Source organism: Porphyrobacter sp. LM 6 (genome assembly GCF_001720465.1).
Classification (GTDB): Bacteria; Pseudomonadota; Alphaproteobacteria; order Sphingomonadales; family Sphingomonadaceae; genus Erythrobacter.
Genome location: NZ_CP017113.1, coordinates 2,459,544 through 2,475,003, shown reverse-complemented (window position 1 = coordinate 2,475,003; position 15,460 = coordinate 2,459,544). Strand labels below are relative to the sequence as shown.

Sequence of the window (15,460 nt, the reverse complement as noted above, 5' to 3'; positions counted from 1 at the left end):
GGCGATTCCCGCGAAGGAATCGCCCCGTCTGTGTGCCTTGCGGGCGCCTTTTCTAAAGGCGCGTCACTTGCTCCGGGCGTCCATCAGACGCTGCATCAGATAGATGAACTGGAGCGCCTGAAGCTTCGCGCGCTGGTCGTTGTCGACCCCGCCCGAATGGCCGCCGGTGGTATCCTCGAAGTAGTAATAGGGCTGGCCCAGTTCCTTGAGCCGTGCCGCCCCCTTGCGCGCGTGCGCGGGGTGGGTGCGGTCGTCGGCGGTCGAGGCCCACAGGAACGGCGCGGGATACTCAACCCCCGCGACGATCTTCTGGTAGGGCGAATAGCCCTCGATCCACTTGCGCTGTTCGGGAATGCGCGGATCGCCATATTCGCCGATCCACGAAGCCCCGCGCCCGATCAGGTGATAGCGCAGCATATCGAACAGCGGGATCTGGACGATCGCCGCGCCCAGCAGGTCGGGCCGCTGGGTGAAGAAGGTGCCGACCAGCAGCCCCCCTTGCGAGCCGCCCTGGATGCCGAGGTGCTGCGGCGAAGTGAAGCCGCGCTTGACCAGATCCTCGCCGACCGCGATGAAATCGTCCCAGGTGCGCTGCTTGTTCTCGCGGATCGCGGTCTGGTGCCAGTTCGGCCCGAACTCGCCGCCGCCGCGCAGGTTGGCGAGGACATAGGCGCCGCCCTTTTCGACCCACAGCTTGCCGGTCGAACCGAGATAGGCGGGCAGGCGGGGGACCTGGAAGCCGCCATAGCCGGTCAGCAGCGTGGCGGTGGAGCCATCGGCCTTCATCCCCTTGGGCTTGACGATGAAGTAGGGGATCTTGGTCCCGTCCTTGCTCACCGCCTCGTGCTGTTCGACATCCATGCCCGCCGGATCGAAATAGGCCGGGCTGGTCTTGAGTACCGCCGGCGCCGTCGTGCCATCGGTGTAATAGAGCGTGGTCGGCTCGAGGAAGCCGCTCACGGTGTACATGATCTGGTCGGTTTCGTCAGACGAGGCGGCGATGCCGATCGTCGCATTGTCGGGCAGCGGCACTTGCTTGGATGCCCACTTGCCATCGGCGAAGTTGAACTTCAGCACCTTGCCCACGACGTTGTCGAGCAGCGACACATAGAGCCCGCCTGCGGTAACCGTGCTGCCCTGCTTGGTCTGGCGGTAGCCCGGCGCCCACACCAGCGCCTTCTTGGCGCCGTTGGGGTCCTTCTTCCATTCCGCCAGATTGACCGCGACGAGGCTGTCGGCGGGGAAGGTCTGGTCGCCGACCGTCCAGTCGACATCGGGCGAGAACAGCATGTGCCCGTCGACGATGCCGACCGGGTTCGCCTTGGTGGGAAGCTCGAGCTGGAGCCACTGGCCGTCCTTCCAGACATACCACAGCCGCTCGTGGAAGCTGATCCCGCGATAGGCGATGCGCGCGTGGATCACGCTGTCATTGTCGCGCAGCAGCGCCGCGCCGGACGAGACGTCCTTGGCATCGCCGCGGAAGATTTCCGGCGCATCGGCAATGGCGGTGCCGCGCTTCCATTCGCGAGTGGTGAAGGGGTATTCGCTCTCGGTCAGCGTTCCTTCGCCGAAGTCGCGGCTGACGAGCAGGGTGTTCTCGTCCACCCACTCGATGCCGCCCTGGCTCTTGCTGCCCAGCACAAAGCCGCCTTCGACGAATTGCTTCTTCGCCATGTCGAATTCGCGCATGATGGTGGCATCCTCGCCGCCGTCCGAGAGCGCGATCATGCACTTGTTCATCGCCGGGGGCAGGCAGGACGAGCCCTGATAGACCCACTCCTTGCCCTCCGCCTTGGCGAGCGCATCGACATCGAGGATCACTTCCCATTCCGGCTTGTCGGTGCGGTAGCTTTCAAGCGTGGTGCGGCGCAGAATGCCCTTGGGGTTCGTCTTGTCCTGCCAGAAATTATACAGGCCGTCGGGGCGGAAGCTGACGAAGGGGATGCGGTCGTTGCTGTCGAAGATCGCCAGCGCTTCGGCCTTGAGCTGCGCGTAACGCGGATCGGCCTCGAACGCGGCGAGGGTGCGCGCGTTCTCCTTGGCCACCCAGTCGAGCGCCTCGGGGCTGCGGGCTTCTTCAAGGAAGATGTACGGATCCTGCTCGGGGCCGGGGACGCCGTCGCCGGGGGCTTCCTGCGCCGAAGCGCCGGTTGTTGATGCGATTGTCATTGCGAGAGCCAGTGCGAATGTGGAGACAAGTTTCAAGCGTCCTCTCCTCAAGGAAGTGCAGGCCGGTGTTGTGGCGAGCGGGACGCGGAAAGGGAAGGGGATTCAAACAAAAAGGGCGGACCAATGGCCCGCCCTCTTGTGTTTCTCATTGTCGAAAACGTCAGCCTTCGACGTGCTCGGCGAGCACGGTGAGGCCCTTTTCGTTGACCTCGGCAAAGCCGCCGCGCACCTGGATCACTTCCGGCGCGCCGGTGGCGCTGGTGTAGACCTGCACCGCACCGTCGCGGATGGTGCTCATGAAGGGCGCATGGCCTTCCAGCACGCCGAATTCGCCTTCGGTGCCGGGGACGACCACCATGTGGACGTCTTCCGAACGGACGAGCTTGGCAGGCGTGACGAGTTCGAAGTGGAGGGGCATGATGACTTAAGCCTCTTCAGCCATCTTCTTGGCCTTCTCGACCACCTGGTCGATCCCGCCGACCATGTAGAAGGCCTGCTCCGGCAGATGGTCGTATTCACCATCGACCACCGCCTTGAAGCTCTTCACGGTGTCTTCGATCTGCACGAAGCAGCCGGGGATGCCGGTGAACACTTCGGCGACGTGGAACGGCTGGCTGAGGAACTTCTGCAGCTTGCGCGCGCGGGCGACGGTCAGCTTGTCCTCTTCCGACAGTTCGTCCATCCCGAGAATGGCGATGATGTCCTGCAGCGACTTGTACTTCTGCAGGGTTTCCTGAACGCGGCGAGCGGTTTCGTAGTGCTCTGCACCCACGACGCGCGGTTCGAGAACGCGGCTGGTCGAGTCCAGCGGGTCCACCGCCGGGTAGATGCCGAGTTCCGAAATCGCACGGCTCAGCGTGGTCGTCGCGTCAAGGTGTGCGAACGAGGTCGCCGGCGCCGGGTCGGTAAGGTCGTCCGCGGGCACGTAGATCGCCTGCACCGAGGTAATCGAGCCCTTGGTGGTCGAGGTGATGCGCTCCTGCAGCTTGCCCATGTCGGTGGCGAGGGTCGGCTGGTAGCCCACCGCCGAAGGAATACGGCCGAGCAGCGCCGACACTTCCGAACCCGCTTGGGTGAAGCGGAAGATGTTGTCGACGAAGAACAGCACGTCCTGGCCTTCCACGTCGCGGAAGTATTCCGCCATGGTCAGGCCCGACAGAGCGACGCGGGCACGGGCGCCCGGGGGCTCGTTCATCTGGCCGAACACGAGCGCCACCTTGGAGCCTTCCGAGGTCGCATTGCCATCGGCGTCCTTGGCGATAACGCCGGCGTCGAGGAATTCGTGGTAAAGGTCGTTCCCCTCGCGGGTACGCTCACCCACGCCGGCGAACACCGACACGCCGCCGTGGCCCTTGGCGATGTTGTTGATCAGTTCCTGGATCAGCACGGTCTTGCCGACGCCCGCGCCGCCGAACAGGCCGATCTTGCCGCCCTTCGCGTAAGGCGCGAGGAGGTCGATCACCTTGATGCCGGTTACAAGGATCGCCGCTTCGGTCGACTGATCGACGAAGGCCGGAGCTTCGGCATGGATCGGGGCGGTGGTTTCCGCGCCGATCGGACCACGCTCGTCGATCGCTTCGCCGACGACGTTCATGATGCGGCCCAGAACCTTCGGGCCGACCGGCACCGAGATCTGCGCGCCGGTGTTGATCACTTCGCTACCGCGGGTCAGGCCCTCGGTCGCGTCCATCGCGATCGTGCGAACGGTGCTTTCGCCGAGGTGCTGGGCGACTTCGAGCACCAGCGTCTTGTCGCCGTTCTTGGTTTCAAGCGCGGTGAGGATCGCCGGCAGTTCGCCTTCGAACTGCACGTCGACGACGGCGCCGATGACCTGCGAAATGGTGCCGTTGGTGGTCTGGTTGAGCACCGGGGCAGGCGCCTTCTTGCGGGTGGTGGTCTTGGCTGCGGTTGCCATGTCTTGTTCCTTAGCCTTCGATTAGAGCGCTTCTGCGCCCGTGTTTAAGTTGTTGCTACAGCGCTTCCGCGCCAGCAATGATTTCAATGAGTTCGGTGGTGATCGCGGCCTGACGGCTGCGGTTGTACTGGATGGTCAGCTTCTGGATCAGCTCGCCCGCGTTGCGCGTGGCGTTGTCCATCGCGGTCATCGAGGCGCCCTGTTCGGAAGCCTCACGCTCGAGCAGCGCGCCGAACAGCTGGGTGCGCACGTAGCGCGGCAGCAGCTCTTCGAGGATTTCCTCTTCGCCCGGCTCGTAATCGACCACGGCATCGGCCGAAGCCGCCTTGTCGGGGGCGGGGACGGGGATCAGCTGATTGATCGTCGGATCCTGCGCCAGCGCCGACTTGAAGGTCGGGTAGATCAGGTGCGCAACGTCAAATTTGCCAGCCTCGAACATCGCGATGAGCTCGTTCGTGATCGCTTCGGCCTCGGTGAAACCCGGGGTCTTGACGGCGCTGGTGTCGAAGCCCTCGCCGATCAGGTTCGGGAATTCGCGCTTCAGCGGCGCGCGGCCCTTCTTGCCGACGAGGTAGAATTCGACCGTCTTGCCAGCCGCCTGCAACTCGCGCGCCTTGAGCTTGGCAGCCTTGACGAGGTTCGAGTTGAGACCGCCACACAGCCCCTTGTCGGTGTTGACCACGACGAGGAGGTTGCGCTTGTCACTGCCCGTACCGGCCAGCAGCTTGGGCGCGGAATCACCCGACACCTTGCTTGCCAGCGAGGCCATCACCGCAGCAAGGCGCGAGGCGTAGGGCCGGCCGGCCTCGGCCGCAGCCTGGGCACGGCGCAGCTTGGCCGCCGCGACCATCTGCTTGGCCTTGGTGATCTTCTGGGTCGACTTGACCGAGTTGATCCGGCCCTTGAGTTCCTTGAGTGAGGGCACGTCAGGGCGTCCTTACGCGAACTGCTTGGCGAAAGCTTCGAGCGCGGCCTTGGTCTTGTCAGCCACGTCGCCTTCGAACTTCTTCGAGGTGCGGATCTCGGCCAGCACGGCACCGTGTTCGCGGCGCATGTAGTCGAGCATCTGGCTCTCGTAGTCGTTGACGCGGTTGACCGGGATCGCGTCGAGGAAGCCGTTGGTGCCGGCATAGATCGACACGGTCTGCTCTTCGAACGGCATCGGCGAGAACTGCTTCTGCTTCAGCAGCTCGGTCAGGCGCGCACCGCGGTTGAGCAGCTTCTGCGTCGCGGCGTCGAGGTCCGAGCCGAACTGCGCGAAGGCCGCCATTTCGCGGTACTGAGCGAGGTCGAGCTTCATCGAACCCGAGACCTTCTTCATCGCCTTGGTCTGGGCGGCACCGCCGACGCGGCTCACCGAGAGACCGACGTTAATCGCCGGACGGATGCCCTGGTAGAACAGGCCGGTTTCGAGGAAGATCTGGCCGTCGGTGATCGAGATCACGTTGGTCGGAATATAGGCCGACACGTCGCCCGCCTGGGTTTCGATGATCGGCAGCGCGGTGAGCGAGCCGTGGCCGTTTTCCTCGTTCATTTTCGCAGCGCGCTCGAGCAGGCGGCTGTGGAGATAGAACACGTCGCCCGGGTAGGCTTCGCGGCCCGGAGGACGACGCAGCAGCAGCGACATCTGACGATAGGCGACGGCCTGCTTCGAAAGGTCGTCGTACACGATCACGGCGTGCATGCCGTTGTCGCGGAAGTATTCGCCCATCGCGCAGCCGGTGTAGGGCGCGAGGTACTGGAGCGGAGCGGGCTCCGAAGCGGTCGCGGCGACGACGATCGAATATTCCATCGCGCCGTTTTCTTCGAGCTGCTTCACGATCTGGGCAACGGTCGAACGCTTCTGGCCGACCGCGACGTAGACGCAGTAGAGCTTCTTCTTCTCGTCGTCGCCCGCGTTGACGTCCTTCTGGTTGATAAAGGTGTCGATGGCGACGGCGGTCTTGCCGGTCTGGCGGTCACCGATGATCAGCTCGCGCTGGCCGCGGCCGACGGGAACGAGCGCGTCAACCGCCTTGAGGCCGGTCTGCACGGGCTCCGACACGGATTCGCGCGGGATGATGCCCGGTGCCTTCACTTCGACGCGGCTGCGCTTTTCGGCGACGATCGGGCCCTTGCCGTCGATCGGGTTGCCGAGCGCGTCGACCACGCGGCCGAGCAGGCCCTTGCCGACCGGCACGTCCACGATGGTGCCGGTGCGCTTGACGACATCGCCTTCCTTGATTTCGGAGTCCGAGCCGAAGATCACGACGCCGACATTGTCGGCTTCGAGGTTGAGCGCCATGCCCTGCACCCCGTTGGCGAATTCGACCATTTCACCGGCCTGCACCTGATCGAGGCCGTGGATACGGGCGATCCCGTCACCCACCGACAGCACGGTGCCGGTTTCGCTGACTTCGGCCTCGGTGCCGAAATTGGCGATCTGGTCCTTGATGACCTTCGAGATTTCTGCGGCGCGGATTTCCATGGTTCTTCCTTTAAGCCTTCATGGCCTGGGCAAGCGAGTTGAGACGGGTGCGGATCGAGGCATCGATGCGGGTCGATCCGATGGTAACGACAAGGCCGCCGAGCAGGTCGGGATCGACCTTGGCGGAAAGCATGACCGTGCGCCCTTCGCGTGCGGTCAGCTTGGTCTTCAATGCGGCGATCTGGTCGTCGCTGAGCGGGTGCGCGCTGGTGACAGTGGCGGTCACTTCGCCGCGCTGGGCAGCGGCGATCGCCTTGAAGGCGGCGATGGTCGCCGGCAGCTTGGCAAGGCGGCGGTTGCTGGCCAGCACACCGAGGAAATTGGAAGTGAGGTCCGAAAGCTTGAGCTTCTTGGCCACGGCCGCCATCGCCTTGCCGGCAACGTCGCGGCCCAGCTGCGGATTGGTGGTCAGCGCCACAAGATCGCCCGATTCGTTCAGGGCAGCGCCCAGCGTCTCGAGGTCCTTTTCGACCGCGGTCACCTTGCCGGTTTCGGCAGCGAGATCGAACAGGGCCGAGGCATAGCGTCCAGCCAGGCTAGCCTTGATACCGGCGGAAATATCCACGCGCTTGCAATCCTCTCGGAAGCTAAAAAGGGTAATGCTTGGGCCTTGGGAGTGGGGCGAGCGCAAGGGCTGCCCTCAAGGTTGGCGCGCGCCTAGCAATTGATTCCCGCCAGCGCAAGCCGCTGGGCGGGATTTGTGCAGGTGCGAGAAGAAAGTCGGTCAGTGCCGGGCCGTGCTCGGCGCTTCCCGGGCGGCTTGCGAGGCCTGATAATCAAGATAGCGAAGCACCATCCGGCCACCGGCAAGCAGCACCAGCACCGCGGCGACCAGCACGAGCCACCTTTTAGCGCTCACCGCGCGTCGACCCTGGCAGAGCAGCTGTAGACCAGCCGTTCGTTGGGGCGATCGGGCAGGCCTGCGATCAGTGCCGATTGCTGCTCGCCCAGCGTGCGTGCACCATCGCTCACCCCGCAGGACGGCGGCGTGTAGGCGGCGCGGGCCTCGCGCGCGGCGGATAGAGCGGTCTGGCCCAACAGATAGCGGTCGGTGCGCAGGGTGCGGGTCTCGGGATCATAGGTGTTGACCGCGACCGCGGCATCATCCTGCGCGGCGAACACCCGCTGCCATTCGCCGCCTTGTCCAAGGCCATATTGCGTGCGCCCGTTGACGCAGCCGTCCGCCGTCCACTCGAAGGCGACATCATCGGTGCGGGCCGAAGTGACGCGGCTGCGTTCGGGCACCAGCGTGCAGATAAGCGCACCCTCGGCGGCGAGCGAGGGGTTGGCGCTGTCGGTGCTGCCCGGCGCTGCGCGGCCTTCGGCCTCGGCGACCGCGGCAGCAACCCGGTCCTCGATCGCGTCGAGGCCGGGGCGGGTGACCCAGAGAAGGATCGCCGCGAGCAGCGATATGCCCGCCAGCGCGGCGGCGATTCCGGCGTGCTTGCGGCGCTGCCTATCTCCGCGCCACACGGCAGCGGCATAGGCCCCGCCAACTGCGCCGAGCAGGGCGATCAGTGCGAGGGCCATCGCATTCTCACGCTCGCCCAGCACGTCCATCTGCGCCTTGAGTCGCGCGGTCTCGCGCACTTCGCGCAAGCTTTCGGCCCGTTCCGCCATGCGCTGGCGGGCGGCGCTCTGTTCGGCTTCGAGCCGCTGGCGTTCCTCGGCGTTCAACTCGTCGATCGAGCGGCAGGGCAGGGCGTTGGTGACGGGCTCCACCCCGTTGCTGCGCAGGAACGGCAGCAGTTCGCGCAAGGAGACGGCGAAGTAGAACTCCGCATCGCCGCTCGCCGAATCCGCGCTGAAGCTGTTGACCCCGATCACCCGTCCGCAGGGATCAAGCAGCGGCCCGCCCGAATTGCCGCGTGCAATGGGTGCGGTGTGGAGGATCGTGTCGAACTGCCGGCTGGGCCGCTCGCCCGACAGGAATCCGCGTGATTTTACAGGCGGCTGTGCGCGGAAAATATCATTGATACCAAGGCCTTGGGCAAGATCGACGTTCATCGGATAGCCCACGGCCGACACCTCGCCGAGATTTCCGCTCACCCCCGATGCGAGCGCCAGCGGCGGCAGGCGCAGGCTCCCCCGCGCAATCTCCAGCAGCGCCAGATCGTTGCGCGGGGACACTGCGATTACCCGCGCAAACGCCCCGCCATCACCTTCGCTCGGCACGATCCCGATCCGCAGCGTATCGTCCTGCAACGCCTCGGTGACGACATGGGCGTTGGTGACGATGCGGGTGGGGCTGACGGCAAAGCCGGTGCCGTGGCTGATCGGCGCAGGATCGCCGCCGTCCTCGCCGATGATCACCACCCGCACCACGCCGCGCGCGGCGGCCTCGACATCGCCGGGATCGGCGGCGGCGGGGGCGCTGGGTAAGGCGAGGACGATGAGGACGAGAGCAATGAGGCGACGCAACATGGCGCGGGTTATAACCACTTTTCGCGGCCATGCGACATTGAACGCAAACTCCGGGGGTGCAGGCTGGGGGCAGGTGTGGCAAATTGTTCCACGTGGAACATTTTCAGAACATCACCGATGACGATCGCTGGCGGATCGCACAGGCCAAGGACCGGCGGTTCGACGGCGCGTTTGTCACCGGCGTTCATTCGACCGGCATCTATTGTCGCCCCTCGTGCCCGGCGCGGATGCCGCTGCGCAAGAATGTGCGCTTCTACGCAACCTCGAAAGATGCTGAAGAAGCGGGATTAAGGCCTTGTAAACGCTGCTCTCCCAACACGCAAAGCGCCGAGGAGGCCTGCGTGCTCGCCGCGATTGCCGCGATCCGGGCCGAGGTGGAGGCGGGCGGCACGATGACGCTCGAGGCGCTGTCCGATCTCACCGGCTATGCCCCCACGCACTTCCAACGGCTGTTCAAACGCACGGTCGGCATGAGTCCCGCCGCCTTTGCCAGAGCACTGCGCGAAGAGCGGGTGCGCGAGGCGCTGAGCCGTGGCTTGAACGTGACCGAAGCCCTGTCTAGCGCGGGCTACGGGGGGTCTAAACAGTTCTACGAAAGCACGAAAGGCAGGCTGGGCATGAACCCGAGTGACTGGAGCAAAGGCGGCGCGGGCCGCGTGGTCAACTGGGCAGTGCTGCCGACCTCGCTCGGGCCGATGCTGGTCGCCGCGACCGACAAGGGCGTGTGCTGCCTCGCCTTCGGAGAGGGCGAGCCGGAACTCGCCGCACGCTTCCCCAAGGCGCAGCTGGTGCCCGCCGGCGAGGATTTCCGCGCGCTGTTCGCGGCGGTGGTGGAGGCAGTGGAACAACCCGGCCCGGGCAGCGCCGCGATCCCGCTCGACGTGAAGGGCACCGCCTTCCAGCAACGCGTATGGGAAGAACTCCGCCGCATCCCGCACGGCGAAACCAGGTCGTATGGCGAGTTGGCAGCGGCGCTCGGCAATCCCAAAGCGAGCCGCGCGGTAGGCGGGGCGAACGGGGCGAACAATGTCGCGGTGCTGATCCCCTGCCACAGGGTGATCGCGGCGGATGGCACGCTGGGCGGCTATGCCTACGGGCTGGAGATCAAGGCGGAGTTGTTGCGGCGGGAGGGGGTTTGAGGGGTAAGTTGCTTTGATCGCAAGGTCTTGGCATTACTGCTTGAATGACCGAAATCGAACGCAGCAAGTGGCCGCCGCCCGAAGATGATGCGATGTTGCCCTGGTATAAGGGCGTGTTCGATGCGGGCTTTATCGCGCTGCATCCCTTCTTCACGGTCGAGGGTCTTGACCCTTCCGCCTGTGTTCACGGCACGATGGTGTTCGCCCGCTCGGAGATGCCTGAAGGCGCAAGCCTTCTCGAATGGATGGACGAAGAGGGGGCTGCGCGGCGTGAGGGCAAGGAGGTGCAGAGCGGTTCCATGCCGGGTATTGCAAAAGGATTCGGCCGCCCGATCGGTTGGGGCAAAATCCTCGCCACGCTCGGGATGAATGATCACTGCATGCTCGATTGTGCATTGCGCACTGACATCAAGGGCCTGCGCAAGGAATTTGCAGATGAAGTCGCGGCCCGAAGGCTGACGGACTATTGTGCTCGTGAGAAGATTTTTCTCCCCACCGAAGGCGTGATCCAGCCGCTGATGGAAGCCTCGCTGATCGCCATGCTGCGCCGCGCAGGGATTAGCGAGGTGATCCTCTCTAACGAGTTTGGCGATGAAGAAAGGCTGATGCCACTTGACGCGCTGGAGGACGAGGAACCGTGGGATTTGCGGGATGACCTTCCCAAATGGGGCGTACGCCGGATCATCGCGCCCGACCGCTCGCTGCTGGTTTGGGTGCACTGGGACAGCTTTTATACCGCAATCTTCGGTACCCGGGCGCGGCTGGAAGCTGCGCGACCAGAAGAAGGCTTCGAGGGCTTCTGGTGCACGCCAGCCACGACGACCTATTGGCTGCTCGAGGAGGCTGTACCGCTGGCAGGCGGAAGGGTCTGAAGAAGCGGGACCCCGGGTCAAGCCCGGGGCGACGTTGTCAATCCAGCTTCGGCGGCATCCCCGGTTCGCATTTCGCCATTGCGGCCTGATAGGCGGGCCGTTCGCCGATGCGCTTCAGGTAGGCCTTGAGGTTCGGCAGGTGGTCGATGCTCATGCCGCTCATTGCGCGGCTGGTGGTGAGCTGGAAGCCCATCATGATGTCCGCCGTAGTGAGCTGCGAACCGCCGAAATAGTCCGCTTCGCCCAGCCGCTTTTCGACGATCGCCCAGCCTTTGGCCACACGGTCGGCGACGAAGGGCGGCAGTTCGGTCGCGCCCATGAACTGCGCCACCAGCGCCATCATGCCGTTGGTCATGAAGGTCGCGTTGGCCCAGTGGTAGTAGAACAGGTGGTCGGCAAAGTCGGGATGGTCCACTCCCGGCACCAGCGCCGTGCCGGGCGCATACTTCGCCACGATGTAATCCATGATCGCGCCGCTTTCGCCCAGCACCAGATCGCCATCGGTGATGACGGGCGCAATGCCCATCGGGTGCAGCGCCTTGTATTCATCAGGAGCCAGACGATTATCGGTGCGGCGGGTGTAGAGCTTGAGGTCGTATGCGATCCCCAGCTCCTCGGCGAGCCAGACGATGCGTTCGGATTGCGACAGGCGCAGGTGGTGGATGGTCAGCATGGCTCTCTCCCCTCAGTGTGTCGCGCCCATCCTTCACGCGCAGGCACGAGAGAGTCGAGGAATTTTTCGGCGCTTTCCAGATATTCACGCTGCTTGGCCGCGCCCATGCGGTCCCAGGTGGCATAGATGCGGCCGATGCGGTGGTTGCTTTCGAGCGCCAAGCGGTTGGCATCCATGAAGTGCCAGTAGAGCGGGTTGAAGGGGCAGGCGTTCGGCCCCGTCTTCTGCGCGACCTTGTAGCGGCAGCCGCCGCAGTAGTTCGACATCTTGTTGATGTAGTTGCCGGACGCCGCATAGGGCTTGGTCGCCAGCCGGCCGCCATCGGCATAGAGCACCATGCCCGCCACATTGGGCAGCTCGACCCATTCGAAGGCATCGGCGTACACCGCGAGATACCAGTCGGCGACTGCCCGCGGATCGATCCCGGCGATCAGGCAGAAATTGCCGAGTACCATCAGCCGCTGGATGTGGTGCGCGTGGGCATCCTCGCGGGTGGTGCGGATGCAATCGGCAAGGCAGCGCATGTCGGTCTCGCCGGTCCAGAAGAAGTCGGGCAGCGGGCGGTGGGCCTTGAGTTCATTGGCTTCGGCCAGTCCCGGCATCTGGTGCCAGTAGAACCCGCGCACATATTCGCGCCAGCCGATGATCTGGCGGATGAACCCCTCGACCGAATTCAAGGGTGCGCGGCCGGCGCGGTATTCGGCCTCGGCGCGTTGGCACAGTTCGAGCGGGGTGAGCAGACCGATATTGAGGCTGGTCGATAGCATCGAGTGGTAGAGGTCGTCCTCTCTATGCAGCATCGCGTCCTGATAGGGGCCGAACAGGGCGAGGCGTCGGGCGAAGAAGGCCTCGGCGGCCTCCAGCGCCTCGGCGCGGGTGACGGGCCAGCCGAAGGGTTCAAGATCGCCGAAGTGATCGGGGAAGCGCGCCCCCACCAGCGCGATCACTTCCTGCGTGATGGCATCGGGGGTGAACTTCGGCGTCGGCGGTGCCTTGAGGCCTTCCTTCGGCGGTTCGCGGTTTTCAGCATCGAGGTTCCACACGCCGCTGGTGGGCTTGTCGCCCTCCATCAGGAGGCCTGTCTTGCGGCGCATCTCGCGGTAGAAATACTCCATCGTCAGGTGCTTGCGCCCGTCGGCAAAGGCGCGGAAGTCGGCGTGGGTGGCGATGAAGCGGGTGTCAGCGAGGATGCTGACAGGGCAGGGGAAGCGGCCCTCCCATTCGCACATCGCCTGAGCAACACGCCATTCACCGCTTTCGGTGACGCGCACTTCGGACGGGGCATGGCGTTCCACCGCGCGGGCGACTTCACCGGTGAAGCTGCCGGTGTTAGCCGGATCGTCCAGCCGCACGTAATCGACCTGCCAGCCCTCGGCGCGCAGCTCTTCGGCGAAGTGGCGCATCGCGGCGAAGATCAGCACGATCTTTTGCTTGTGGTGCTTCACGTAAGTCGCCTCGTCCCACACCTCCATCATCAGGATGCGGGTGTTTTCGGGGGTGAGGCCGTCAAGGCTGGAGAGGCTGCGCGACAATTGATCGCCGAGGATCGGCACGAGAACGGGGCGGGTCATGGGTGGGTTACGCCGGGCACCCCGGTTTGGTTTCGTCAGACGAAGGAATAGGGATCGATATCCACGCCCACCCTTACGCCGGGGGCGAATTGCACAGCTCCGATCCAGTCGCGCAAGGCGGCTTGCAGATTGGCGCTGCGCTTGGCGTTGACGAGGAAGCGGTAGCGGTAGCGTCCGCGCAGCAGCGCCAGCGGGGCAGGGGCAGGGCCGAGGATCTGGACATCGGGCAGGCGCGGGCGCTTGTCGCCCAATCGTGCGGCAGCCTCGCGCGCTTCCTTCTCGTCCTCGGAGGAGAGGATGATCGCCGCCCAGCGCCCGAACGGCGGAGCATTGGCATCGCGGCGCGCGGCGGTTTCGGCTGCGTAGAACCCGTCGCGGTCACCATCCGCCAGCGCGGCGATCACGGGGGCATCGGGGTGGCGGGTCTGGATCAGCACCTCGCCCGGCTTGGCCCCGCGCCCCGCACGGCCCGCGACCTGCGCGATTTGCGAGAAGGTGCGCTCGCCCGCGCGCAGATCGCCGCCCTCGAGGCCCAGATCGGCATCGACCACGCCCACCAACGTGAGATCGGGGAAGTGGAAGCCCTTGGTCACCAGCTGCGTGCCGATGATGATGTCGATGGCTTTGCCTTCCGCCTGCGCGATGAACTCCGCCGCGCGGTCGGGGGTGTTTAGGGTGTCCGAGGTTGCCACCGCCACGCGCGCTTCGGGAAACAGCTCGGCGACTTCGGCCGCGATCCGTTCCACGCCGGGGCCGCAGGCCACCAGACAATCGCTCTCCCCGCATTCGGGGCAGGCATCGGGCACTCGCGTTTCGAACCCGCAATGATGGCAGGCGAGGCGGGCGGAGAGGCGATGCTCGACCAGCCATGCGCTGCACGAGGGGCATTTGAAGCGGTGCCCGCAATTCCTGCAAAGCGTCAGCGGCGCATAGCCGCGGCGATTGAGGAACAGCAGCGATTGCTCGCCCTTTTCCAGCCGGTCGCGCAGGGCATCGATCAGCGGCCCAGCGAGCCAGCGCTGGCTCCCCGGCTTTTCTTGCGTAAGGTTGATGAGCCGCACGCTCGGCAGGCTCGCCCCGCCGAAACGGCTCGGCAGGTCGAGCTTCTCGTAAACCCCCTGCGTCGCCATGTGCAGGCTTTCAAGCGCGGGGGTGGCGCTGGCGAGCACCACCGGCACGCCTTCGAACCGCGCGCGCATCACCGCCACGTCGCGGGCGTTGTAGCGCACCCCGTCATCCTGCTTGAAGCTGATCTCGTGCGCTTCATCGACCACGATCAGCCCGAGATTGTCATAGGGCAGGAACAGCGCCGAACGCGCGCCGACCACGACCTGCGCGGAACCATCGGCAATCGCCCGCCATGCGCGGCGGCGCTCGGTCGATTTCAATGAGGAATGCCACAGCACCGGCGCCGCCCCGAAGCGCGCGGCAAAGCGGCTGAGGAAGTTCTCGGTCAACGCGATTTCTGGGAGCAGGACGAGCACCTGTCGCCCCATCCTGAGAGCTTCAGCGACAGGCTCGAAATAGGTTTCGGTCTTGCCCGAACCGGTCACCCCGTCGAGCAGGAAGGGGGCAAAGGCGCGCGCCTCAACCGCCGCCACCAGCCGCGCGGCGACGGCGGATTGTTCGGGAGAGAGGCCGGGCTGGTCGTGATCGGGATCGGCGGACGGGTAGGGGCGATCGATGTTGACCGTCACCGGCTCGATTACCCCCTGATTGACGAGCCCGCGCAGCACCCCTTCGGAAACGCCCGCGATCCCCGACAGTTCGCGCATCGTGCCCTGTTCGCCCTCGAGCGCCTCGATTGCGGCAAGGCGCTGGGCGGTCATGCGTTCGGGGATGCCGCCCGAGAGGCGATATTCGGTCATCACCGCCGGGCCGCCCAAGGCTCCGCCGCTCGCCAGCGTCATGCGGGCAACGCTGGCGAGGGCTGCGCAGTAATAGTCGGCGGTCCATTCGATCAGGCGGCGCAGCGGGGCCGGGATCGGCGGCACGGGCAGCACTTCAAGGATCGGGCGCAGCCGCTCGAAGGCGATTTCCTCGCCCGGCAGGCGGCCCTCGTCCCACACGATGCCGGTCACCTTGCGCGGCCCCAGCGGGGCGATCACCACGCTTCCCGCAGGCGCGTCCACTCCCTCGGGCAGCCGGTAATCCAGCGGGCCGAGCGCGGCGTTGAGGACAAGCAGGCGGATGCGGTTCATCGTAGCGCCATATGGGGGGCGGCATGATG

Annotated in this window: 13 protein-coding genes; 2 read left to right on the top strand and 11 right to left on the bottom strand. The window is 65.3% G+C overall.

Annotated elements, in window-relative coordinates; all coding sequences use genetic code 11:
* Positions 1–63: 63 nt before the first annotated feature.
* From BG023_RS11915 to BG023_RS11885, 8 genes are all read right to left on the bottom strand, one after another.
* Positions 64–2,169 carry a prolyl oligopeptidase family serine peptidase gene (locus tag BG023_RS11915; RefSeq protein WP_083234676.1) on the bottom strand — a complete coding sequence of 702 codons (2,106 nt, stop codon included), beginning with the start codon at positions 2,167–2,169 and terminating at the stop codon, positions 64–66.
* A 160-nt stretch (positions 2,170–2,329) separates the two neighbouring features.
* Positions 2,330–2,587 (bottom strand): ATP synthase F1 subunit epsilon, encoded by a 258-nt coding sequence (locus BG023_RS11910; protein ID WP_069310649.1) that lies wholly within the window; start codon positions 2,585–2,587, stop codon positions 2,330–2,332.
* A gap of 6 nt (positions 2,588–2,593) precedes the next feature.
* A complete protein-coding gene (gene atpD, locus BG023_RS11905) occupies positions 2,594–4,084 on the bottom strand; it encodes a F0F1 ATP synthase subunit beta (protein ID WP_069310648.1) in 1,491 nt (496 codons plus the stop codon).
* A 55-nt stretch (positions 4,085–4,139) separates the two neighbouring features.
* A complete protein-coding gene (locus tag BG023_RS11900; RefSeq protein WP_069310647.1) occupies positions 4,140–5,009 on the bottom strand; it encodes a F0F1 ATP synthase subunit gamma in 870 nt (289 codons plus the stop codon).
* 12 nt (positions 5,010–5,021) lie between these two features.
* A complete protein-coding gene (gene atpA, locus BG023_RS11895; protein ID WP_069310646.1) occupies positions 5,022–6,551 on the bottom strand; it encodes a F0F1 ATP synthase subunit alpha in 1,530 nt (509 codons plus the stop codon).
* Positions 6,552–6,561: 10 nt separating this feature from the next.
* The gene (locus BG023_RS11890) at positions 6,562–7,116 is read right to left on the bottom strand and encodes a F0F1 ATP synthase subunit delta (RefSeq protein WP_069310645.1); all 555 of its coding nucleotides are present in this window, start codon (positions 7,114–7,116) and stop codon (positions 6,562–6,564) included.
* 159 nt (positions 7,117–7,275) lie between these two features.
* On the bottom strand, positions 7,276–7,410 hold the full coding sequence (locus tag BG023_RS15130; protein ID WP_257784898.1) for a hypothetical protein: 135 nt from the start codon (positions 7,408–7,410) through the stop codon (positions 7,276–7,278).
* Complete coding sequence (locus BG023_RS11885) at positions 7,407–8,975, bottom strand: S1 family peptidase (protein ID WP_069310644.1); 1,569 nt, start codon at positions 8,973–8,975, stop codon at positions 7,407–7,409. The genes BG023_RS15130 and BG023_RS11885 overlap by 4 nt, the downstream gene beginning before the upstream one ends.
* A 92-nt stretch (positions 8,976–9,067) precedes the next feature.
* Between BG023_RS11885 and ada the strand changes: the two genes are divergently transcribed.
* Positions 9,068–10,114, top strand: a complete 1,047-nt coding sequence (gene ada, locus BG023_RS11880; RefSeq protein ID WP_069310643.1) for a bifunctional DNA-binding transcriptional regulator/O6-methylguanine-DNA methyltransferase Ada — start codon at positions 9,068–9,070, stop codon at positions 10,112–10,114.
* Between the two features lie 44 nt (positions 10,115–10,158).
* On the top strand, positions 10,159–10,986 hold the full coding sequence (locus tag BG023_RS11875; RefSeq protein ID WP_069310642.1) for a DUF2711 family protein: 828 nt from the start codon (positions 10,159–10,161) through the stop codon (positions 10,984–10,986).
* A 37-nt stretch (positions 10,987–11,023) separates the two neighbouring features.
* Here the strand turns inward: BG023_RS11875 and BG023_RS11870 are convergent, their stop codons facing one another.
* Genes BG023_RS11870 through BG023_RS11860 form a run of 3 tightly spaced genes read right to left on the bottom strand, consistent with a single transcriptional unit; the run spans position 11,024 to position 15,431 of the window.
* A complete protein-coding gene (locus BG023_RS11870; protein ID WP_069310641.1) occupies positions 11,024–11,659 on the bottom strand; it encodes a glutathione S-transferase family protein in 636 nt (211 codons plus the stop codon).
* On the bottom strand, positions 11,653–13,230 hold the full coding sequence (locus tag BG023_RS11865; protein WP_069310640.1) for a cryptochrome/photolyase family protein: 1,578 nt from the start codon (positions 13,228–13,230) through the stop codon (positions 11,653–11,655). The genes BG023_RS11870 and BG023_RS11865 overlap by 7 nt, the downstream gene beginning before the upstream one ends.
* Before the next feature lie 35 nt (positions 13,231–13,265).
* Positions 13,266–15,431 carry a primosomal protein N' gene (locus BG023_RS11860; RefSeq protein ID WP_069310639.1) on the bottom strand — a complete coding sequence of 722 codons (2,166 nt, stop codon included), beginning with the start codon at positions 15,429–15,431 and terminating at the stop codon, positions 13,266–13,268.
* Positions 15,432–15,460 lie beyond the last annotated feature (29 nt).